This is a genomic window from Halomonas sp. AOP7-E1-9, from assembly GCF_052376035.1.
Lineage (GTDB): Bacteria > Pseudomonadota > Gammaproteobacteria > Pseudomonadales > Halomonadaceae > Vreelandella > Vreelandella citrativorans.
Window position 1 is genome coordinate 30,424 of record NZ_JBQSVC010000018.1, and the last position, 20,974, is coordinate 51,397.

The 20,974-nt window shown below is 54.6% G+C and carries 17 protein-coding genes and 5 tRNA genes; 5 read left to right on the forward strand and 17 right to left on the reverse strand.

What is annotated here, in order from left to right; translation table 11 throughout:
• The first annotated feature begins 2 nt into the window (after positions 1 to 2).
• Positions 3 to 581, forward strand: coding sequence for an SCO family protein (locus ACT3R4_RS11320; RefSeq protein WP_172117140.1), 579 nt, complete (start codon positions 3 to 5; stop codon positions 579 to 581).
• Between the two features lie 141 nt (positions 582 to 722).
• Here the strand turns inward: ACT3R4_RS11320 and ACT3R4_RS11325 are convergent, their stop codons facing one another.
• The 6 genes from ACT3R4_RS11325 to miaB all read right to left on the reverse strand — a co-directional run bounded on the left by ACT3R4_RS11325 (position 723) and on the right by miaB (position 6,681).
• Positions 723 to 1,061, reverse strand: a complete 339-nt coding sequence (locus ACT3R4_RS11325; protein WP_172117139.1) for a hypothetical protein — start codon at positions 1,059 to 1,061, stop codon at positions 723 to 725.
• A 66-nt stretch (positions 1,062 to 1,127) separates the two neighbouring features.
• A complete protein-coding gene (gene lnt / locus ACT3R4_RS11330; protein WP_172117138.1) occupies positions 1,128 to 2,600 on the reverse strand; it encodes an apolipoprotein N-acyltransferase in 1,473 nt (490 codons plus the stop codon).
• Between the two features lie 37 nt (positions 2,601 to 2,637).
• Positions 2,638 to 3,525, reverse strand: a complete 888-nt coding sequence (locus ACT3R4_RS11335) for a CorC family transporter (protein WP_193053079.1) — start codon at positions 3,523 to 3,525, stop codon at positions 2,638 to 2,640.
• Between the two features lie 171 nt (positions 3,526 to 3,696).
• Positions 3,697 to 4,161, reverse strand: a complete 465-nt coding sequence (ybeY, locus tag ACT3R4_RS11340) for an rRNA maturation RNase YbeY (RefSeq protein WP_441679066.1) — start codon at positions 4,159 to 4,161, stop codon at positions 3,697 to 3,699.
• Positions 4,158 to 5,249 carry a PhoH family protein gene (locus tag ACT3R4_RS11345; protein ID WP_172117135.1) on the reverse strand — a complete coding sequence of 364 codons (1,092 nt, stop codon included), beginning with the start codon at positions 5,247 to 5,249 and terminating at the stop codon, positions 4,158 to 4,160. The genes ybeY and ACT3R4_RS11345 overlap by 4 nt, the downstream gene beginning before the upstream one ends.
• An 88-nt stretch (positions 5,250 to 5,337) precedes the next feature.
• Positions 5,338 to 6,681: a tRNA (N6-isopentenyl adenosine(37)-C2)-methylthiotransferase MiaB gene (gene miaB, locus ACT3R4_RS11350; RefSeq protein ID WP_193053077.1), complete on the reverse strand. Its 1,344-nt coding sequence runs from the start codon at positions 6,679 to 6,681 to the stop codon at positions 5,338 to 5,340.
• 183 nt (positions 6,682 to 6,864) lie between these two features.
• Here miaB and ACT3R4_RS11355 point away from each other — a divergent pair.
• The 3 genes from ACT3R4_RS11355 to ACT3R4_RS11365 all read left to right on the forward strand — a co-directional run bounded on the left by ACT3R4_RS11355 (position 6,865) and on the right by ACT3R4_RS11365 (position 7,192).
• Positions 6,865 to 6,940, forward strand: a tRNA-Asn gene (locus ACT3R4_RS11355).
• A 46-nt stretch (positions 6,941 to 6,986) separates the two neighbouring features.
• Positions 6,987 to 7,062, forward strand: a tRNA-Asn gene (locus tag ACT3R4_RS11360).
• Positions 7,063 to 7,116: 54 nt separating this feature from the next.
• Positions 7,117 to 7,192, forward strand: a tRNA-Asn gene (locus ACT3R4_RS11365).
• Positions 7,193 to 7,461: 269 nt separating this feature from the next.
• Here the strand turns inward: ACT3R4_RS11365 and ACT3R4_RS11370 are convergent.
• Positions 7,462 to 9,549 carry a carboxy terminal-processing peptidase gene (locus ACT3R4_RS11370; RefSeq protein ID WP_441679067.1) on the reverse strand — a complete coding sequence of 696 codons (2,088 nt, stop codon included), beginning with the start codon at positions 9,547 to 9,549 and terminating at the stop codon, positions 7,462 to 7,464.
• A gap of 137 nt (positions 9,550 to 9,686) precedes the next feature.
• Here ACT3R4_RS11370 and ACT3R4_RS11375 point away from each other — a divergent pair, with 137 nt between their 5' ends.
• Entirely contained in the window at positions 9,687 to 10,991 is a 1,305-nt protein-coding gene (locus ACT3R4_RS11375; RefSeq protein ID WP_441679068.1) for a M18 family aminopeptidase, read from the forward strand.
• Positions 10,992 to 11,063: 72 nt separating this feature from the next.
• On the opposite strand, the gene ACT3R4_RS11380 is transcribed toward ACT3R4_RS11375, so the two are convergent.
• The 10 genes from ACT3R4_RS11380 to ACT3R4_RS11425 form a co-directional block, all read right to left on the reverse strand.
• A tRNA-Met gene (locus ACT3R4_RS11380) sits at positions 11,064 to 11,140 on the reverse strand.
• 77 nt (positions 11,141 to 11,217) lie between these two features.
• A complete protein-coding gene (locus ACT3R4_RS11385) occupies positions 11,218 to 13,431 on the reverse strand; it encodes a cation:proton antiporter (RefSeq protein WP_441679069.1) in 2,214 nt (737 codons plus the stop codon).
• A gap of 185 nt (positions 13,432 to 13,616) precedes the next feature.
• Positions 13,617 to 14,708: a redox-regulated ATPase YchF gene (gene ychF, locus ACT3R4_RS11390; protein ID WP_441679070.1), complete on the reverse strand. Its 1,092-nt coding sequence runs from the start codon at positions 14,706 to 14,708 to the stop codon at positions 13,617 to 13,619.
• 81 nt (positions 14,709 to 14,789) lie between these two features.
• Positions 14,790 to 15,371, reverse strand: a complete 582-nt coding sequence (gene pth, locus ACT3R4_RS11395; protein ID WP_193054974.1) for an aminoacyl-tRNA hydrolase — start codon at positions 15,369 to 15,371, stop codon at positions 14,790 to 14,792.
• A 196-nt stretch (positions 15,372 to 15,567) separates the two neighbouring features.
• Entirely contained in the window at positions 15,568 to 16,200 is a 633-nt protein-coding gene (locus ACT3R4_RS11400; protein WP_441679071.1) for a 50S ribosomal protein L25/general stress protein Ctc, read from the reverse strand.
• Positions 16,201 to 16,296: 96 nt separating this feature from the next.
• Positions 16,297 to 17,238, reverse strand: coding sequence for a ribose-phosphate pyrophosphokinase (locus ACT3R4_RS11405; RefSeq protein ID WP_172117127.1), 942 nt, complete (start codon positions 17,236 to 17,238; stop codon positions 16,297 to 16,299).
• A 57-nt stretch (positions 17,239 to 17,295) separates the two neighbouring features.
• Positions 17,296 to 17,370 (reverse strand) — tRNA-Gln (locus ACT3R4_RS11410).
• Positions 17,371 to 17,400: 30 nt separating this feature from the next.
• Positions 17,401 to 18,264 (reverse strand): 4-(cytidine 5'-diphospho)-2-C-methyl-D-erythritol kinase, encoded by an 864-nt coding sequence (ispE, locus tag ACT3R4_RS11415; protein ID WP_441679072.1) that lies wholly within the window; start codon positions 18,262 to 18,264, stop codon positions 17,401 to 17,403.
• A gap of 55 nt (positions 18,265 to 18,319) precedes the next feature.
• Entirely contained in the window at positions 18,320 to 18,961 is a 642-nt protein-coding gene (lolB, locus tag ACT3R4_RS11420; protein WP_441679073.1) for a lipoprotein insertase outer membrane protein LolB, read from the reverse strand.
• A gap of 82 nt (positions 18,962 to 19,043) precedes the next feature.
• Complete coding sequence (locus ACT3R4_RS11425) at positions 19,044 to 20,822, reverse strand: tetratricopeptide repeat protein (RefSeq protein ID WP_441679074.1); 1,779 nt, start codon at positions 20,820 to 20,822, stop codon at positions 19,044 to 19,046.
• Between the last annotated feature and the right edge of the window lie 152 nt (positions 20,823 to 20,974).

The following is a 20,974-nucleotide window of genomic DNA, read 5'->3' on the forward strand; positions in this document are numbered from 1 at the left end:
ATATGTACAAGTTGTTGTTCGCCACGTTGGCGTCTCTTTTACTGGCTGGTTGTAGTGATCAGAGCTGGCGTACCACCGACGTTGCCGACATTATGCCGTCGCTTGATTTTTCACTGGTGGATGATAACGGCGACAGCGTCCAAGCGGATGAATATCTGGGTAAGCCAGCGCTTGTCTATTTTGGCTACACGTTTTGCCCCGATGTTTGCCCCATTACCCTGGCAAGATTAGGCGATGCGATCAGACAGCTGGATGATGAGACGCGCGACGAGGTTCAGGTGCTGTTTATTTCGGTCGACCCGGCGCGTGACACGCCCGAGGTGCTAAAACGCTATACCAATGCCTTTGGCCCTGAGTTTACTGGCTTGACCGGCGATAAAGCCGACATTGATGCGATCACCAACCGTTACCGCGTTGCTTACGAATACGGTGAAGAGAATGAGAATGGTGACTACCTGGTAACACACTCCAGCGCTGTTTTTGCCTTTGATCGAGAGGGGAATGCACAGTTCCTGGTGCGGGATAGCCACCCGATAACGGATGTTCAGGCGGATATCAAACGGCTGATAGAAAAAAGCTAACGCCGCTTGGAGTAGCCCCAGGGAGCTAAACAGGTAGTAGACGTAGGTAGAAAAAGTCTGTAGCAAAAAAGGGGCGACTGATGATCAGTCGCCCCTTTTTATATGCCGTTTACTTGGCTAATACCTGGCAACGAAAGCGATTTAGCAGACGGCAGAGAGGCCGCAGCGCGACTTGTACAGACGAGAGTTAATATCCAGTTCGATATTCTCACTGTCTTTATCGTAGAAAAAGGAGGCATAGCCATTGTCAGAAGAGGCTGTGCGATAGAGGCCGCAGATGCCATAACCATACTGCACTTCCTGCAGCTGCGAGAGCTCAATATCATGGGATGTCCCCAGCTTATTTGCCAGAGCGTGTTGAATGTCATCGCCAACATGGCTGTCAGACATAACCTGGCCACCGAAGATAGCGCCCGCCAACACGACAGTAAGCGCCAGCGGCATCACGACAAGTAGTAAAAAAGGACGAGATTTTAACATAGTGGTATTCCTATGCCAGCCAGAATCAAAAAAGTGCTCTATTGTAGCGTGTCATGTTGAAGGTTCCTATCGACCGCGACAACGTGTCAAGCGAAGGCCAGGTAGCAGCATTAGCCCCGCTAGTAGCCATGCAGGCCAGCTCCCGGTGCGGGTAAAAGGTGTTAACCCCTCCATCGCATAGAACTCACCCACTAACGCTGTCGTTTCAAACTGGGGCGCTTGAGCAACGATGCTTCCGTGGGCATCAATAATCGCTGTAACGCCGTTACTGGTGGCGCGTATTACATAGCGACCATTTTCAAGTGCTCTAAGTCGTGCCATTTGCAAATGCTGGAAAGGGCCAATGGAGGCGCCAAACCAGGTGTCGTTGGAAACCGTCAGCAGCACATCGCTGTCCTGAGCGCGACGCGCCACAAGCTGCGGATAGATGATTTCATAACAGATCGCGTTGCCCAGGCGAATGCCGGAGGCCTGCATGGGCGTCTGATGCGATGCGCCTTTGGTAAAGCTCGACATCGGCAGGTCAAAAAAGTCGATAGCACCGCGCAGCACGCTTTCAAGCGGTAGGTATTCGCCAAAGGGCACCAGGTGCTCTTTTTGATAACTGCCTTCAACGTTGCCAATGCCCACCACGCTGTTGTAGTAGCGGTTAGCCTCATCCAATTGAACGATGCCTGTCACCAAGGCAACGCCTGGCGGAAGGTTAGCCTGAACGCGCTCCAGGACCGGACGTGCCTGAGTTTCCGTCATGGGAAGTGCGGTTTCTGGCCAGATAATTATGTCAGCCTCATCGGCGACTTCAGCGGTCAGTCGGCTGTAGGTATTCGCTGCGATGCGCTGGCCGTCTGGCGTCCACTTTAGCAACTGCGGGAGGTTGCCCTGAAGTAAAGCAACCCGAGTCGGTGTGCTGGAAGGGGTGGTCCACTGTGCAGGCAAGGCCAGCGGTATCAGCCAGATCGCCAGTAACGGGGCCAGTGCCCACCACTGGCGGCGCAGAAGCACGTTAGCTGCCAGTGTGCCGCTAAGCACCACCAGCAGGGAAAGTAGGTAGACACCGCCAATTGGTGCCCAGCTTGCCAAGGGTGAATCGACATAGCCTGAGCCCATTAGTAGCCAAGGGAAGCCTGTGAACAGGTAGGTGCGCAGCACTTCACCCAGCACCCAGGCACCGGCAAACGTTAGCCATGCCAATCGGGGCGTGGTAAAGCGCCGGTAAAGCCAGAAAGTGCCCGCATAAAAAAGGGCCAGTACGGCGACAAAAAGTGCGGTCAGCAACGCTGCCAGCGGCACGCCGGTATAGCCGTAATCATGAATGGAGATATAGACCCATGAGGCGCCGCTGCCAAAGAGTGCAATGCCATAGAGCCAGCCTTTAAGCGCTGCCTGGGCGGGCGTTAAGGTATGAATCCCTACGTAAAGCAGGGCAATCGCTACCGGGCCAAGCCACCATAGTTCAAATGGTGAAGCGGTTAGCGTGGTAAAGCCGCCCGCAACCAGGGCCAGTAACAGTTGAAGCATAAAGGCGGGTGTTGGCCCCATGAAATATCCTGTCAATACGTGGTTAATCGGTAAGCTGCTAGTCGTTTTTTTGAGGTTCGAGGCTCTCGCCATCGCTTTCACGATAGGCCTCTAATAAGCGGATGCGCCGGTTATCAGCATTCAAGATGACAAAGTGCCAGCCGCCGAAGCGAGTATGCTCGCTGCGCCCGGGCAAATGACCAAATTGCTGCATCACCAGACCGCCCACGGTATCGAATTCATCATCAGAGAATTCGGTGCCAAAGCGTTCGTTAAAGTCTTCGATGGGGGTGAGGGCGCGAATAGCAAAGTGGCCGTTTTCCAGCGTGCGGATATCGTCCTCTTCGTCGGTATCGTGCTCGTCTTCAATATCACCCACGATTTGTTCCAGAATGTCTTCAATCGTAATAATGCCGGCAGTACCGCCATACTCATCTACCACAATTGCCATGTGGTTGTGCGTATCACGAAACTCTTTGAGCAGGCTGTTAAGCCGTTTCGACTCTGGAATAAACATGGCCGGACGTAGAACATCTTCCAGTTTGAAGGCGTCCCGGCTTTCCTGGGTTTGCGACAGTAAAGGAAGCAAGTCTTTTACCAGCAATATCCCTTTAACATCATCCAAATTCTCGCCAATCACAGGATAACGGGAGTGACCGGTTTCCTGGATAAGCGGTAAATAGCCATCACGCGTTTGGTCCAGCGTTATGGCCGATACCTGAGAGCGGGGTATTAATACTTCTCGAACCTGTCGATCGCTAATTTCAAGCGCACCTTCAATAATCATGATGGCGTCCTGATCCAGCTTCAGTTTCCCAGCGGTATGGCGTAAAAACGTCATCAGCTCAGCGCGTGAACTGGGTTCGTCGGTATCTCCGGTAAGGGCGCCAAAGAGTTTCTCGAGCCAGGATTTTTGATTAGGATTGCTCGATCGGTCTTCGCTCATGCGTCAAATCTCTTGTTTACGGGGCAGACAGGTGTCGTAACGTGCCTAAATCTAGTATCAACAAAAAACAGGGTGCCAACAAGGCGGTGTCCCCCTGGTACAGGGCGCTATGTTGCACTATGCCTCTTGCCTTGCATCAATGAACGGTTTCTTCCCTGCGCGTTGTCAGTGTCATGGCACATGGTAAGGGTCAGAGATGCCCAGCTCAGCAAGCAGCGTACGCTCTAGCTGCTCCATCTCTTCTGCCTCATTATCTTCAATATGGTCATAGCCCATTAAATGGAGCGTGCCATGAACGACCATGTGCGCATAGTGGTGCGTTAACGGCTTCTGTTGCTCGCCCGCCTCTTTTACCACAACGGCATGACAAATAATCAAATCGCCGAGCAGCGGTAGCGTGAGCCCCGGCGGGTTTTCAAATGGGAACGATAGCACATTGGTGGGCTTGTCTTTGCCGCGATAATCGCGGTTTAAGGCTTGGCTTTCTTGCTCGTCCACAAAGCGGATCGTAAGCTCTTGGCGCTCATCATCCGGGTGATGAGAAAACACACAGCCCACCCAGTGGGTGAGCTGTTCAAGCGTGGGCAGCAGCGGTTCATCAATAGCGGCCTGTCGATCAATCACGATATTGTTCAACGTGATGTATCTCCCCATCGTTCCTGAGACTGTTCGCGCCCCTGAAGGCGTGCCTCGCGCTCTTGCTGGCGTACTTCACGGCGGGCACGCTCTTCCACTTCCTGCTGCGATTCGAATTCGTCGTAGGCTTCGATAATACGCTGCACCAGGGGGTGGCGTACGACATCCTTGGCGGCAAAGTGGGTAACGCCGATACCAGGCGTATCTTTCAGTACGTCAAGTACCTGGGACAAGCCAGAGCGCTGCCCACGAGGAAGGTCGACCTGGGTGATATCCCCGGTGATCACGGCCGTTGAGCCAAAACCGATCCGGGTCAGGAACATTTTCATCTGCTCCGGCGTGGTGTTCTGGCTTTCGTCCAAAATGATGTACGAATTATTCAGCGTGCGACCGCGCATATAGGCCAGCGGCGCTATTTCAATCACTTGGCGCTCGATGAGCTTGGCCACTTGTTCAAAACCGATCATCTCGTACAGCGCGTCGTACAGCGGGCGCAGGTACGGGTCGATCTTTTGGGCTAGATCACCAGGCAAAAAGCCGAGTTTTTCACCCGCTTCAACCGCTGGGCGTACCAGTAAGATGCGGCGCACTTCCTGTTGGTTAAGCGCTTCAACCGCTGCTGCTACCGCCAGATACGTTTTGCCGGTGCCGGCTGGCCCGATGCCGAAGTTAATATCGTGCTCGCGGATGCTGGTGACGTAGCGCTGCTGGTTCAAGCCGCGCGGCTTGATCATGGTGCGCGGCGTGCGCATTACCACGTCATCGGGGCTGCCTTCTCCGTCCTGCTCGTCTTCTAGTGCTTCCAGGCCAGACTCTTGCAGGAACAGGTGCACGGTATCTGCCGAAAGATCATCCACCGCCGTTTCGCGGTAGAGGTGCTCAAGCACGTTAGCCGCCGCTTTGATGCGGTTGGCAGCACCGGCCAGCTGAAACATATTGCCCCGGTTGCGCAAAGTCACGTCCAAGCGGCTCTCAATCAGCTTTAGATGCTCGTCCTGCTGGCCACTTAAGCTGGCAAGCCGCTGTGGGTCATTGGGTTCAAGGCTTAGGGTGATAATGCGGTTGGCCTGAGGTGATGGCTGGCTCAAGAGTAGGAAATCCGTCAGTTAATGTGTGTAGACACCCAGCTTACTGCCCCAACCGGGGTTGGGGCAATTACCTAAGATAAGATAGCGATCAGTAACGCTCGGGGGAGACGAGCTCGCCGCGCAGCGAGTTGGGGAATGCCTCAGTGATCTCAACATCCACAAAGTAGCCGATTAGCTCGGTAGGGTTAGCCGCACGGAAGTTAACCACGCGGTTATTCTCCGTACGCCCAGAGAGTTGGCCGGGGTCTTTAGGTGAAAAGCCGGTGACCAGAATGCGCTGGGTAGACCCCACCATGCGGCGGCTGATCTGGGCCACATTCTGCAGAATGCGCTCTTGCAGAATCGCCAGACGCTGCTTCTTGACGCTTTCTGGGGTGTCATCCGGCAGGCCTGAGGCGGGGGTGCCCGGGCGCGCCGAGTACACAAAACTAAACGAGTGATCGAAGCCAATCCGGTGGATCAGATTCATCGTGGCTTCAAAGTCTTCCTCGGTTTCACCTGGGAAGCCGATAATGAAGTCCGATGAGAAGCTGATATCCGGACGGTTAGCGCGCACGCGCTCCATCTTCTCAATGTACTCTTCGGCAGTATGGCCACGCTTCATGGCGCTGAGAATCCGGTCGGAACCCGATTGCACCGGCAGGTGCAGGTGGCTGACCAGTTCCGGGATGTCTGCAAATGCATCCACCAGGCTGTCGGTGAACTCAACCGGATGCGAGGTGGTAAAGCGTATGCGGTCAATGCCATCTACTGCAGCGATGCAGGCAATCAGCTCGGCAAGATCAATTTCATCACCGTCGTCGTTGTCGCCTCGGTAGGCGTTAACGTTTTGGCCCAGCAGGTTGACTTCGCGCACCCCTTGATCGGCCAGGTGGATAACTTCATCCATCACCTTCTCAAACGGACGCGAGACCTCTTCTCCGCGGGTATAGGGCACCACGCAGAAGGTGCAGTATTTGGAGCAGCCTTCCATGATCGAGACAAAGGCCGTGGCGCCATCTGACTTGGGCTGGGGCAGGTGATCAAACTTCTCGATTTCCGGGAACGTTACGTCTACGGCGGCAATTTGATTGTTGCTGCGCGCATCCAGCATGGAGGGCACACGGTGCAGCGTCTGCGGGCCGAAAATCATATCCACGAAGGGCGCACGCTTACGCAGCGCATCGCCTTCCTGGCTTGCCACGCAGCCGCCTACGCCAATTACCAGGTCCGGGTTGGCGTCTTTTAGCTTTTTCCAGCGCCCCAGCTGATGAAACACTTTCTCCTGAGCCTTCTCACGAATTGAACAGGTGTTAAGAAGGATGACATCGGCTTCCTTCTCATTGTCGGTGAGTTCAAGCTGGTGAGATTCACCGAGTAGATCCGCCATACGGGAGGAGTCGTACTCGTTCATTTGGCAGCCGTGCGTTTTGATGAAGAGCTTCTTCGCCATCGGTACCTGTCGTCTATGGGTCGTCGGGGGACGAGGAATGAATGGGGTATCGTTTTAGCAGCGTAGGCTACTGTTGAATAATCCTATTATACGGGCACAAGAAACCGGGGGCTAGCATTCCCCAATAATCGATACTTGACCTTAGTCTCTAAATCAGTATACTACGCACCGTGTTTGAGAAGTTCCTCGATAGCTCAGTTGGTAGAGCAAATGACTGTTAATCATTGGGTCACAGGTTCGAGTCCTGTTCGAGGAGCCAACACTTTACAGGTTGGTTCTGCTTAAAACACAATAGCTTAAGATGTTCCTCGATAGCTCAGTTGGTAGAGCAAATGACTGTTAATCATTGGGTCACAGGTTCGAGTCCTGTTCGAGGAGCCAAGCTGACTATTTTACTACCTGTTTCGGCATAGCCTGCTATAGGTAGCGCGTTATTCCTCGATAGCTCAGTTGGTAGAGCAAATGACTGTTAATCATTGGGTCACAGGTTCGAGTCCTGTTCGAGGAGCCATCTACTTGCCTTTTTAGATTCACAGTGTGCTTCTGTGCCTAGTTCTGAAAAGCGTGCTGCTTTCTAGCTCCCCTGATTTTTATTACCTCTTCAAACCTTTATTACCTCTTCAAACCTTTATCGTCTCCAGGACGTTATTAACCCCTGTAAAATTATTGGCCCCGCTGCCTAACGGTATTGGGTTGATTTCGTGTATCTGGCGGGTCAAAAGTCACGCGTAAAAAAACGCCGACCTAAAAGGTCGGCGTCATACAGCGATCAATGGTTATTTAGCGTGTCGCCATTCGCTGGGCCTGTTGAAATTGCGCGTAATCCAGCAGGATTTCTGCGGCTTCTAGTACGGGAGCGCGATCAGCGGGCATGCCTTCATCCTCTCCGTTTTCGTCAGCATCGTCACTGGGTTCGCTGCTCTCCAGGCGTGCATCCATCCACTCGTCTAGTTCTGGCAGTTTGAGTGCCCGGCGACGTTGGTTCTCTAGCGAAAGCTGCTCGGCCTCTTGAGCCTCAAGCTCACGCTGGCGCTGCTCGCGGTTCAGGCTCACGCTGGTGTGCTGCTCACGTAGCTGGCGGGCCAGCGTGGACTGGCGCTCAACATAGCGGAAGTTGGGGTTCTCTTTGGCGCGCGCTGCGTGTTGGGTGTTCAGTGCGTCTATAAAGGCTTCCGGCGTTCCGTAGCGACGGTACTGAACATCTTGAACAGTATCCCAGCCAAGGGCGTTATCCAGGCTGCTTTCACCGATCCGTTCTGGGTCGATTAAGCTCGGGAAGCTAATGTCAGGCTCAACCCCACGGTTTTGCGTGCTTTTACCGGTGATGCGGTAAAACTTGGCGCGGGTCAGCTTGATCTGCCCATGGCTTAGGTCGTTCAGCGTTTGTACGGTACCTTTGCCAAAGGTTGATGAGCCTACTACCAGGCCGCGACCATAATCCTGAATAGCGCCTGCAAAGATTTCCGAGGCAGAGGCGGAAAGGCGGTTGACCAGCACGGTCAGCGGACCATCGTAGAGTGTGCCTGCGCTGGTATCGCCATAGAGCTGAATGCGCCCTTGAGCGTCACGTACCTGTACGGTGGGGCCTCGGTCAATAAACAAGCCAATCAGCGAGTTAGCCTCTTGAAGCGCGCCGCCGCCGTTATTACGCAGATCCAGCACAATGCCTTCTACGCCTTGCTCTTTTAGGCGCTCGACTTCACGGGCGACATCGCGTGTGGTGCTGCGATACTCCTCTTCGCCCGCCTGCCAGGCGTCAAAATCAACATAGAAAGTAGGAATGTTAATGACCCCAATGGGATGGGGTTCACCGTCTCGCTCAACGTTGATCACTTCGCCATGGGCAGCCTGGTCTTCAAGGCTTACCGTATCGCGGGTGATCTCGACAATATGCGAGCGGGTCATGTCCACCGCTTGGGCGGGCACGATATCCAGGCGGACGACGGAGCCTTTGGGGCCACGAATCAAGTCAACGACGTTGTCCAGGCGCATGCCCACAACGTTGACCATTTCGCCCTCTTCCTGGCCAACCGCAATGATGCGGTCGGCAGGTTCCAGGACATCTGCACGGTCAGCGGGGCCGCCGGGCACCAGGCTTGCTACTTTCACGTATTCGCCATCGGCCTGCAGTAGCGCGCCAATGCCTTCCAGCGAGAGGCTCATCTGGATGTCAAAGGATTCGCTTTGGCGTGGTGAGAGGTAGCCGGTATGCGGATCAATCGTGCTGGTGACCGCTGCCATTATCAAGCCGAAGACATCTTCTGATTCGGTTTGGCGTAGGCGACTAAGCTGGCCTTCATAGCGCTGGCGCAGGTTGTCGACTATCTGCTCGTCATCCTGGTCGGTAAGCGCGAGCGTTAGCGCGTCATTTTTTAACCGCTTGCGCCACAGCTCATCAAGTTCGCTCTCGCGGGTGGCCCAGGGAGCATTTTCGCGATCAACTTCCAGGCGCTCATCGCTATCAAAGCTAAACGATAGGCCTTCATCAAGACGTGCAAGCAGCCATTCAACCCGCGCAATATTACGCTCGCTTAGCTGGTTATAAAGCGCGTAAGCATCATCCAAATCGCCGTTAAAGAGTGCTTCAGCCATATCATTTTCATAATGGCGGTAGGGCTCTATATCGCGATTCAGTAAATAAGCGCGTTGACCATCGAGGATATCCAGGTAGCGTTGGAAGGCCTCCTGTGACCACTGCTCATCAAACGTTATGTTGGCGTAGTGGCCGTAGCGGAGCGCATCCGCAATTTCTACTGCCGCTTGGCGTTGTTCGTCGGTCGGCGCAATTTGCGCCATAACTGCCGGGCTGGTAACGACCAGCATCACGGCAAGGGCGACCGAGCGCGAAAGCGTTGCAAACAAGCTCATCAGTCAAGCTCTCCCGGATTTGTGTACACTCATTCTTCCCTAGACCTGCTTGTGACCTATGTGTTGCGTAGGCCAGGGGGCATTGTAGCAGGTCGTTTGCTCTATGAGACTCAATCATTACTGTTATGAGGATTTCCATGTCCGAAGCTTTCAACGCCGATCGGCTAACGCGGTTATGTGATTTTCTGCGCCAGTCGCCCACACCTTGGCATGCAACGAAGGCAATGGCCGAACGCTTGGAGAAAGCAGGTTTTCAGCGCCTCCACGAGACAGCTAATTGGCAGCTGGCGCCTGGGCAGCGCTATTACGTTACGCGCAATGATTCTTCCATTATCGCCTTTCAGTTGCCAAGCGATACGCTTAAAAGTTTGCGTATGCTGGGCGCGCATACGGATAGCCCCGGATTGCGCTTAAAGCCCAACGCCACTCAGTACTCTGCAGGTTGGTTGCAGCTTGGCGTGCAGGTGTATGGGGGCGTACTGTTGGCGCCCTGGTTTGACCGTGATTTAGGATTAGCTGGGCGCGTACATGTGCGCCATGCAGACGGGCGGCTGGAAAGCCTGCTGCTGAATGTTGACCGGCCTATTGCGATGGTGCCGAACCTGGCCATCCATCTGGATCGCGAGGTGAATTCGGGCCGTGCTATTAATCCGCAAACGCAAATGGCGCCGGTACTGCTGCAAAGCGATAGCGCCAAGCTTTCTGAATTGCTAGCCGCTTGGCTTGAGGAGCAGCACGGTGTGCGCTCCGCTGAGGTGGTGGATTTTGAACTGGGTTTTTACGATGTGCAGCCGCCTTCGCTCGTAGGGGTGAAGCAAGAGCTCATCGCCAGTGCGCGGCTGGACAATCTGCTCTCCTGTTTTATTGGCATGGAGGCCTTGCTCGAAAGTGATGGTAGCCAGGGGGCGTTGTTAGTGGCGAACGATCACGAAGAGGTGGGTAGTGCGAGCGCTTGTGGTGCGCAGGGGCCGTTCCTGGGCGATGTGCTTAAGCGCATCAATGCGCAGGTAGGAGAGGGCAGCGAGGAGTCGCTGATTCAGTTGATTCAGTCATCGCTGATGATTTCCTGTGACAATGCGCATGCGTTGCATCCTAACTTTCGCGATAAGCATGATGAGCAGCATGGCCCCGCCATTAACGGCGGCCCGGTTATCAAGGTGAATGCCAGCCAGCGCTACGCCACCAATAGCGTAACCGGTGCGCTATTTCGTGATGTGTGTCGCGAAGCCGACGTGCCGGTACAGTCGTTTGTGACGCGGGCGGATATGGGCTGCGGTAGCACCATTGGGCCGATTACGGCGACGGAGCTGGGCGTGCCTACGCTGGATATCGGCGTGCCACAGTGGGCCATGCACTCTATCCGTGAAACGGCGGGTACGCGTGACGTGGAATACCTAGCCCGAGCATTGAAAGTGTTTCTGAATCGGCCGGCGCTTGGTTGATGCGCACTAGATAACGCCCAACAACGAAAAAGGCCCGCTGACTAAGTCAGCGGGCCTTTTGCTATTCGGTGTTGGTGGCTACGCCCTGATTTGAACAGGGGACCCCATCATTATGAGTGATGTGCTCTAACCAGCTGAGCTACGTAGCCTTTCAGCGGGGGCGTATATTAACAGCTTTTTTTCCGCTCGTCAATATTTTAACGTAATAAGCGCGATGCCCAGGTAGTTACTCGTTGCCTTTTTGAGGTGGTTTGTCTGATGGCGTTACATTGGGTAGGGAGTGGCTGTTCCCTGGTGGTTTGTCAGTGAACTTGTGAGGGGGCTTGGGGGAGTGTTTAGGAGAGTGTTTAGGAAAGTGCTCGTAATCGTGCCCGGAAAGGCTGGGACGGTCAGTTGCCTTGTGCCAAATGCGATGTAAACCACGCTGTATATCGTCGAAAACCTGTTGAGAGATTAAGCGGTCTTTTACCATTTCTTCCATACTTTCAGCACTTCGGCGCAACGCATAAAGGCGTAACATGCGCTGCTCAAGTTGGTAGGCGTGACGACCAAACTTTGCTTCCGTCTCACGTATTGCTTGATCGACAGCGCTGATCCTTATATTGAGCACCTCATCAAGTAATTCAGCCATGCGCTGACCGAATAGCGGGGTTAGCCGCTGTGTCGTGTAATGGCGCAACTCTTCTAGCACCGCCCTGTGGCAAATTAATAACTCAAAACGGTTAGATAGCAGACGTGTCAGCGGCCAGCGAATCCTCATATGCTGGTGAAGAAAGGTGCACAGCTTAATCCAGCGAGTGTGAGAGGTTATTTTCCGTGTTTCTCTGTTATAACCCAAGCGGCCCTCTGAGCGAGCCGCATCAATGGTTCTGCCGCTGGCGCGCATCATCGTATCCAGGTTATGGATGCTGGTGACGCCGTTTCCGTAGCGCGGAATAAGATCGCGCTCTCGAACAGCCAGCGTCACCAGCGCAATTGCCATACGGTCTCGTTCAGGTAGCGCTTGATCAAGCGCGAAAGGGGCCGTCTCGATGGCCATATCACGACGAAATTTAGCAATGACATCATCGGTGATGGAGGGGGCAATGTTGAAGTTCTGCGCTGTGCGTTGTACCGCGCTTTCAACCTCAATGGACGAAAGATGAATGGCCTGTTGCTGAAGCGCTTTATCATAAGGGTTTAGCTGATCAAGCTTTAGCTTGCGAATGACCGCCTGAAGACTGGTTCCATTAACTAGTAGGCTGAATAGTACAAAGCCGGTGGCCAGGATAGCGACAAAATGGCGAACGTCTGCTGAAAGCGCTGTTTGCTCTGCAACGCCAAGCGCAAGTACGAGTGTGACCGCGCCACGTAGTCCTCCCCAGGTGATAGCCAGCTTATAGCTTGCGCTGATCGGGGTTGAAAGTTTGAGTCGATTCAACAGCGGCAGAAAGCCAAATAGAACGAGGAGGCGTGCCAGTAAGGTCGCCAGAATAATCGTTACGAGTAACGGTAGCCACGCAAGAGTCATCCCTTCCAGCATTTTTGGCACTTGCAGCATGGCGAGCAAAAACACCATGGCACCCGCGACGGAGGCAATTTGCACCCAGAGAAGTTGCAGGTATTCCCAATTGGCGGGTGACGTCCGCGTTCTGCCTAAACCGTTGAGCACCAGGCCTGCGGCTACGACGGCGACAACCCCCGAAACACCGAAACTTTCGCCCAGCAGGTAGGTGGGGTATGGCAGAGAAAGCGTGATGGCTATCTGCGCTTTGCCATCATTACCGATAAGAGCGAGTACCTCTGCACCGATACGCCCGATGATAGCGCCAAGGATCAAACCGCCACCCAAGGATAACGCTAGCATCCCGGCCACCTGTAGCGCAGTGGTAGCGACATGGTCGGTAAGTGAAGCGAGTAGCACGCTGACAATCGCGATTGCGGCCGCATCATTTAGCAGGCTTTCGCCTTCCACTAGACGGATTAGCCGTGGAGGTGCTCCAACGTTACGGAAAATGGCAATGACGGCGGATGGGTCAGTTGTCGCGATGACGGCGCCAAGTAACAGCCCAACAGGCAGCGCTGCTGCGCCTAGCAGCCATATAGACAGGCCCACCATACCTGTAGCAACGAAAACAGCCACTACCGCAAGGAGTAAAATAGGCGCTGCATCAGGCACCATTTCACGAACATCGACACTGAGCGCTGCCTGGAACAACAGCGGGGGGAGAAAAATCCACAGATATATTTCAGCAGGCAAGGATGCTGATAAGAGAGGATCAAAGAGATCTATGGCAGGCCACAATGTCGACAGGGTCGCGTAAGAGAGCCCCAGGGTGATGCCTGTTAACGCCAGCAGCGTCGCTTCAGGAAACGCCGTACGTGCAGAGAGCCGTTGCACCAGCGCAATGATCATAAGCATCAGGCTGCCAAGTAACAGCACTTTGTACAGTGTTTCCATAGGTATCAGCTTCCGGTTGAATAAGCTCGGATGCCTCAGTATTAGTCGGCTGGGCGTAGGATGCCACTGAAAAATTAAGAAAAAAGAGGTAGGGGCGTTGCCTGAAGGTGGCAGATGAAGAGACAAATTGCCATGAGCGCAAGAGTGCGCCCATGGCAGGAGCTAGCAGATTACGGGATGGTCAATTAGACATTAAACCGGAAGTGCACCACATCACCATCTTTCACAATGTACTCTTTGCCTTCCAGGCGCCATTTGCCCGCATCTTTAGCACCTTGCTCACCGCCCAGTGAGACAAAATCGTCATAGGCGATCACTTCTGCGCGGATAAAGCCTTTCTGGAAGTCAGTATGGATAGCGCCAGCAGACTCTGGAGCCGTAGCACCCTGTTTTACTGTCCATGCGCGGACTTCTTTTACGCCTGCAGTGAAGTAGGTTTGCAGGCCCAGCAGGGCATAACCTGCGCGAATAACGCGGTCAAGGCCGGGCTCTTCCATGCCCATCTCACCCAGGAACATGGCGCGTTCTTCATCTTCCAGCTCAGCGATTTCAGCTTCCAGCTGGTTGCAGACGGGCACCACGACGGCGCCTTCTTCGGCAGCTATTTCTTTAACGATATCCAGGTAAGGGTTGTTCTCAAACCCGTCTTCATTGACGTTAGCGATGTACATGGTGGGCTTTAGGGTTAAAAAACCAAAGCTTTTCACCTGATGCTTTTCGTCCTCATCCAGACCAAAACTGCGCAATGGGTGGCCTTCGGCCAGGTGTGGCTCAATCTTGTCGAGGATGGCTTTGGTTGCGATGGCCTCCTTATCGCCGCCTTTGACCGAACGCAAGAGCCTCTGGCTGGCCTTCTCAACGGTATCCAGGTCCGCCAGGGCAAGCTCAAGGTTAATCGTTTCGATGTCGGCGCGAGGGTCAACCTGGTTGGCAACATGGATAACGTTGTCGTTATCAAAGCAGCGCACCACGTGGGCAATCGCTTGGGTTTCGCGAATGTTGGCAAGAAATTTATTGCCCAGACCTTCACCCTTGGAGGCACCTGCTACGAGGCCTGCGATATCGACAAACTCCATGGTCGTGGGCAGGACTCGTTCAGGTTTGACGATCGCAGCCAGCTTGTCCAAACGTGGGTCAGGCATGGGAACGATGCCTACGTTGGGTTCTATCGTACAAAACGGGAAGTTTTCCGCATCAATGCCTGATTTTGTCAACGCATTGAAGAGCGTGGATTTGCCTACGTTGGGTAGGCCGACGATGCCGCAGTTAAAGCCCATAAGTTCATTCCTGGCCGCTAGGCGCGCGCTAACGAAAGGATGTGTTCAGCGCGGGTCTAAAGTGAAAAAAATCGATAGTAACTATTTTACGCTATGCAGGCGATTCATGGCTTTCGCCCAATCGCCATCAAGTACAAGCGGAAGTGTGGCTTCGCACTCGTTAAGCACATGATCAATGGCCGCCTGCTCGTCTTTGCCGGGCCGACCAAGCACGTAGTGGGTGACCTGACGTGCCTCACCTGGGTGACCGATGCCTATGCGTAGACGGTGGAACTGCTTTTGGTTGCCAAGTGCGCTGATGATATCGCGCAGGCCGTTATGACCACCGTGGCCACCGCCTGTTTTATAGCGCGCCTGCCCCGGGGGGAGGTCTAGCTCATCATGAGCGACCAGTAAATTCTCGGGGGCAAGTTTAAAAAACTGGGTAAGCGCTGCCACAGAGGCGCCGCTTCGGTTCATGAAGGTGGTAGGGTTGAGCAGATGAAGCTCGTGGTCGCCCACGCGGGCCTTGGCATACAGGCCGAGGAACTTCTTTTCCGGGCGCAGTTCGGTATGGGCGCTGCGCGCAATGGCATCGACCAGCCAGAAACCCGCATTGTGCCGGGTGGTATCATACTCGGCGCCGGGGTTGCCTAGTCCTATCAGGGCCGTTACCTGACTCATTGACCTACCTCCAAAAAAATCCGGGCGTATTCTTGACGTCGTGCGCCATTGGCGGCTTGAGGTGCAGTTGCAAAAAGGCAAGTCGCAAAAAAAATCAAGCGCCGAAGCGCTTGATCTTATCATTCCCGGGCCATACGAGCATGGCCCGGGCCAGGTACGTATTCAGCCATTAAGGCGATGCGCACCCTTATCGGCCTTACTCAGCGCTGGTGCCTTCTTCGCCTTCGTCTGCTTCTTCGTCATTACGTACTTTAACTTTCGTAATGCTGAGAATGGCGTGGTTGTGCTCCTCACCGTGAGACAGGTCAACGGAGGAAACGCCCTTCGGCAGTGTCAGGTCAGACAGGTGCAGGATCGTGCCCAGCTCAACCGCGGAAATATCAACTTCCAGGTAGTCAGGCAGGTCTTTCGGTAGGCAGCTGATGGCAACTTCGTTAGCCAGTACGTGCAATTCGCCGCCCTGGTCTTTGATGCCCACACACTTTTCTTCGCTGATTACGTGAAGCGGTACGTTCATGGTGATTTCATGAGTAGCGTCAACACGCAGGAAGTCAGCGTGAGTCAGAAGCGGCTTGTAGGGGTGACGCTGAAGATCACGCACCACTACTTGCTCTTCTTTACCATCGATAACCAGCTTGATTACTGAGGAGAAGAAGACTTCGTCTTCAATCGCTTTGTAGAAAGCAGTTTTTTCTACAGAGATTGATTGCGCGCCTTTTTCACCGCCGTAAACAACGGCCGGTACTTGTTGGTTCGCACGACGCAGGCGGCGGCTCGCACCTTTCCCCAGGTCGTTACGAACGCTGGCTTTCAGGATAAAATCAGACATGTAATTTGCCTCTTGGTTTAAGTAAGAAAACGCCGCTGTCCGCGACCAGACGACGACGTTTCCAAGGCCCCAGAAGGGGGCTATATCGTTAGGCGATCAATGGAACATCGCGCTAACAGATTCTTCGTTGCTAACCCGACGGATCGCTTCTGCAATCAAACCGGCAACGCTCAACTGACGAATTTTTCCACTGCGACGCGCATGGTCAGCAAGCGGAATAGTGTCGGCCACGACAACTTCGTCCAGTACAGAGTTGGTGATGTTGTCAACGGCGGGGCCGGACAAGATCGGATGTGTCGCATAGGCCACTACGCGTGCAGCGCCATGATCTTTCAGTGCTTCACCGGCTTTGCAAAGCGTACCAGCGGTGTCGATCATGTCGTCAACGACTACGCAAGTACGGCCTTCAATTTCACCGATGATGTGCATCACCTGAGCCTGATTGGCTTGGGGGCGACGCTTGTCGATAATCGCAAGGTCAGCATTCAGCTGTTTGGCGATAGCACGAGCACGAACGACACCGCCTACGTCGGGTGAAACCACGACCAAGTCAGCGTAGTTTTGGCGCTCGATATCATCCAGAAGAATCGGCGAACCGTAGACGTTGTCTACCGGGACATCGAAGAAACCCTGGATTTGGTCGGCGTGCAGGTCCATCGTCATTACGCGATCAACACCCGCTTTTACCATCATGTCCGCCACCACTTTAGCGGAAATAGGGACACGAGCAGAGCGTACGCGGCGATCCTGACGGGCATAGCCGAAATACGGCACAACCGCCGTAATCCGCGCCGCTGAGGCACGACGCAGAGCATCAACCATCAGGATCAGCTCCATCAGGTTGTCATTCGTCGGTGCACAGGTGGACTGGAGGATAAACACGTCCTTACCGCGCACGTTCTCATTGATCTCGACTGCGATTTCGCCGTCGCTAAATTGGCCAACCGTGGCATTACCCATACGGCTGTCCAAGCTCTCGGCAATCTTTTGAGCGAGTTCGGGATTGGCGTTCCCGGTGAAAACCATCAATTTTGACACGCGCAGCCACCTTTGCAGTGTTTGGAATCAGGGGAGAAAACGCAGATCATGTCAGGTTGGCTGGGGTACCAGGATTCGAACCTGGGAATGCCGATACCAAAAACCGGTGCCTTACCACTTGGCGATACCCCAGCAATAACCTAATGCGATGACCGGGCGCTCTCAGCAGCCCAGAGCATCTTGTAGGGGAGAGGTGTTCAGGCCGCGTGCGACCCATGTCGGCCAGCATTGAGCTGCCAATTCAGCGACTGTACGTGCGGTTTGTTCAGACTCAAACGTCGCAAACAGACAAGCGCCAGTACCGGTCAGCCGAACAGGTGCATACTGCGCGAGCCAATCAAGCGCTTCCGCCACCAGCGGATAGCGTTTTTTTACGATGGCCTCGCAGTCGTTACGCCACTCAGACGCTCCCCCCTGCAGTGCGCGCGCCATAGTAATGGGGCGGCTGTCGCGTGTCAATTCCGGGTCCTGGAATATCAGGGGGGTTGAGACGCTCACTTTCGGGTGAATAATCACAAACCAGGGCGTATCCAGGGTCACGGAGGTCAGTTTTTCACCAACCCCTTCAGCCCAGGCGCTGTGCCCATAAATAAAGACCGGTACATCGGCGCCAAGCTGTAAGCCCAGCTTGGCTAATGCCTCCATTGAAAGCCCTAATTGCCACAGCTTGTTTAACCCCAGTAATACGGTGGCGGCATTCGAGCTGCCACCGCCCAGCCCGCCTCCCATGGGAAGATTCTTCTCAATGGTTAGCGTAGCCCCTGGCATGGCTTTTGGTGACCTGCCTGCTGAGCGCTGAAGCAGGCGGGCTGCGCGAACCATCAAGTTGTCATCGTGAGCCACACCGTTTATCGGAGTGGCGAGCGTGATATCGCTGTCTTCGCGCAGGGTGAGTGTGAGCTGATCACTGATATCAACGATTTGAAACAGGGTTTGCAATTCGTGGTAGCCGTCGTCGCGACGGCCCACAATGTGCAGCATGCGATTGAGCTTCGCAGGTGCGGGTAGTGTTAAAGAAGCAGGCATTAACGCTCTCACGTGACTTGAATTAGGCGCGACAACTCAACGGGCGCATACAGCGTTATTGAGAGCGCCACTGGTTAACGACCAGGGTGATGCGTACATCGTCATAGTTCATCACCAGGCGGCGAGGTAGCCACATACCTTCAACCTCTTCCCAGTCGCGGTAATCAATTTCCCAGCCATCCTGCTGCATGTGCTGCGGAAAGCCCAGCTCGTCGGTTTCCAACTGATAACTTGCATGTTCACCGGGCAGGCCGCGCACCCAGTCAGGCATGGCGCTAACCGGAAGTGACCAGCCTAACTGCTCTTCCATCAGTGCTTCCGGTGTTTCTGCTTCAAAGCGGCCATCACCCGTGGTTAGCGAGAAGCGACCTTCACGACCTTCAAGTACGCTGCGGCCCCCACCAAACGGCCCGCTGATCAGCATGCGGAAATAGTGGGGGTGTTGGCTCCAGTCCAGGTTGGCGCTCTGATTCTCTTGTGGTGTGCGAAGGCCTGCTTTGCCGATCAATGTCCAGGAATCAAAGGCTTCAACATCCGCTTGCTGGCGTTCCCATTGACCTGCTTGGCGGCCACTTTCTTCCATCGGGCCTTGCGTCGCGCACCCGGCAAGTAGCAGTAACGCTATGCTGGCAAGCAAGAGGCGAGGGGCGCGAGCAGTGCTGGTAAAGCGCATAAAAGTGGGCAGTGTGTTCAACATAACAGGCTCCATGTCAATGTGTTGAAAGGGTAATGGCGGCGTCTTAATGGCGTATCAAGCATAAAGAGAGGCGCCAGCCCCGTTAGGGAGCACCTGACGGGGTGAGTTCAGGATGACGTTCAAGTAACTCGTCAACCTGGGGGTGGTGCGTTGTGTTATCAAGCACCCGTTGGATTAACATGCGAGCCTCATCGCTACGGCCAAGGGCATGTAAGACTTCGGCCAAATGAGCGGCCACTTCCTGGTCGGGCATCTGGTTATAGGCACTTTCAAGCCAGACAAGCGCTTCTTCATTTTGGCCCAGCCGGAAATATACCCAGCCCATGCTATCAAGTATCGCCGGGTTGCTGGGGTCTTCTTCGTAGGCGCGCTCAATCAGCTCGCGGGCTTCTTCCATGCGTCCTGGCAAGTTAAGGTCTGCCAAGGTATAGCCCAGTGCATTTAAGGCATTTGCGTTGTTGGGTTCAACACGCAAAAGCTGACGTAAATCTTGCTCCATGCCTGGGAAGTTGCCACTCTGCCAGGAGCGCATGGCGCGTAAATAAAGCAGGTTAACGTCATCTGGTGTGCGCGCCAATTCGCGGTCAAGTAGCGCTAATGCTTCATCGGGCGCGTTCAGTTCGTCCAGCAGTTGCACTTCAAGGGCGACCAGGTCGTCAAAGTAATTTTCATAGCGCATTCGCTCAATGCGTAAAAAAGCCCGCGCATCCATTACACGGTCATCGTCAATCAACATGCGAGCGGCTGCCGCACGGGCGGGTAAAAACTCCTCTCCCTCGCCTACCTGGCGGTAGTAAAGCAGTGCGTTATCGGTATCGCCTTGGGACTGCGTGATAGCGCCCAGCAGGTAGTAGGCAAGGTCGGGAACATTGTCCTGACTTGTGAGTGGCTGCAGCAGGCGGTAAGCAGGCTCGCTGTAGCCTTCCTCAAGGTAGAGTTGCGTTAGGGCCAAGCGTAAGCGCTGGTTTCTGCCATGGCTTTCCAGTAGCGCATCCGTTTGTGCTTCTGCGGCGGCAATATTATTCAAACGAATTTCGGCTTGAGCCAGCAGCAGCGTAAACCGTACGTCATCGGGGGCAATGCTGGCGCCGTGTTGCGCGGCTCGCCTGGCTGTGTGTAGATCGCCAGCTTCGAGCGCCAGTTGTGCTTGGGCAAGCCAAAGCATCGCTGATTCTGGCGCTTGCTTTGCAACGTCGTCCAGATACGCTTGCGCTTGGCGGGTATTGCCAAGCGCTGATTCAAGTAGCGCAGTGGCAAGCAAGGCATCGCTATGATACTCAAGCTGCTCTGCACTGGGCTGAGCCAAGTGGGCGCGCATTGATTGGGCCAGTAAGTTGAGCGGTGCGCTCCCTTCCGTGATAGCGATGTCGACGAAGGCCGCAAGCTCGCCATTGCCGCCTGCTTGAGTGATCGCTAGCCGCTGTTCAAGGCTGTCCAGCCAGTCACCTCGCTGCAAAGAGATCGCGGCCAGTAGCTGGTTGGGTGATTCTGCCGAGGGGGACAGCTCACGCCAACGCAGTGCGGATGCCTCCATTAACGCTACATCGTCACCAAACCGAGCCGCAAAAGTGGCGCGTTCAGCCAGCGCCGGAACACTATAGCGTTGCGATGCCTCCAGGTAACCTTGGCTGGCAGAGCGGTAATCGCCACGTTGGCCCGCTAATTCCGCCGTAAGCAGCGTACGTAGACCATCGGCGTCCAGGCCTCGGGTAATAGGTGGGGCCGACTGCATGGGGTCAGAAGCTATCAGGTCTGGCAAGCCGCCTTTATAAGAGGGTGCTGACTGGCAGCCGCTCAGGAATACCACGGTGGCGGCCAAGGGCAGTAGGGATGAACCCAATTGTAGTGAGCGAAGGGGCATGCGTCTCTCATTTTAGTGGCCGAGCGTTCAGCATAGCGGCTTGGCTGGCTGCGGCAAAGTGATGTACGCCAGATGTTAGTCTGCTGTGATAGAATAGTCGGCCTTGAAAGGCTGGTAGATAAGCGCAATTGAGTAATGATCAGCCGTTGCCC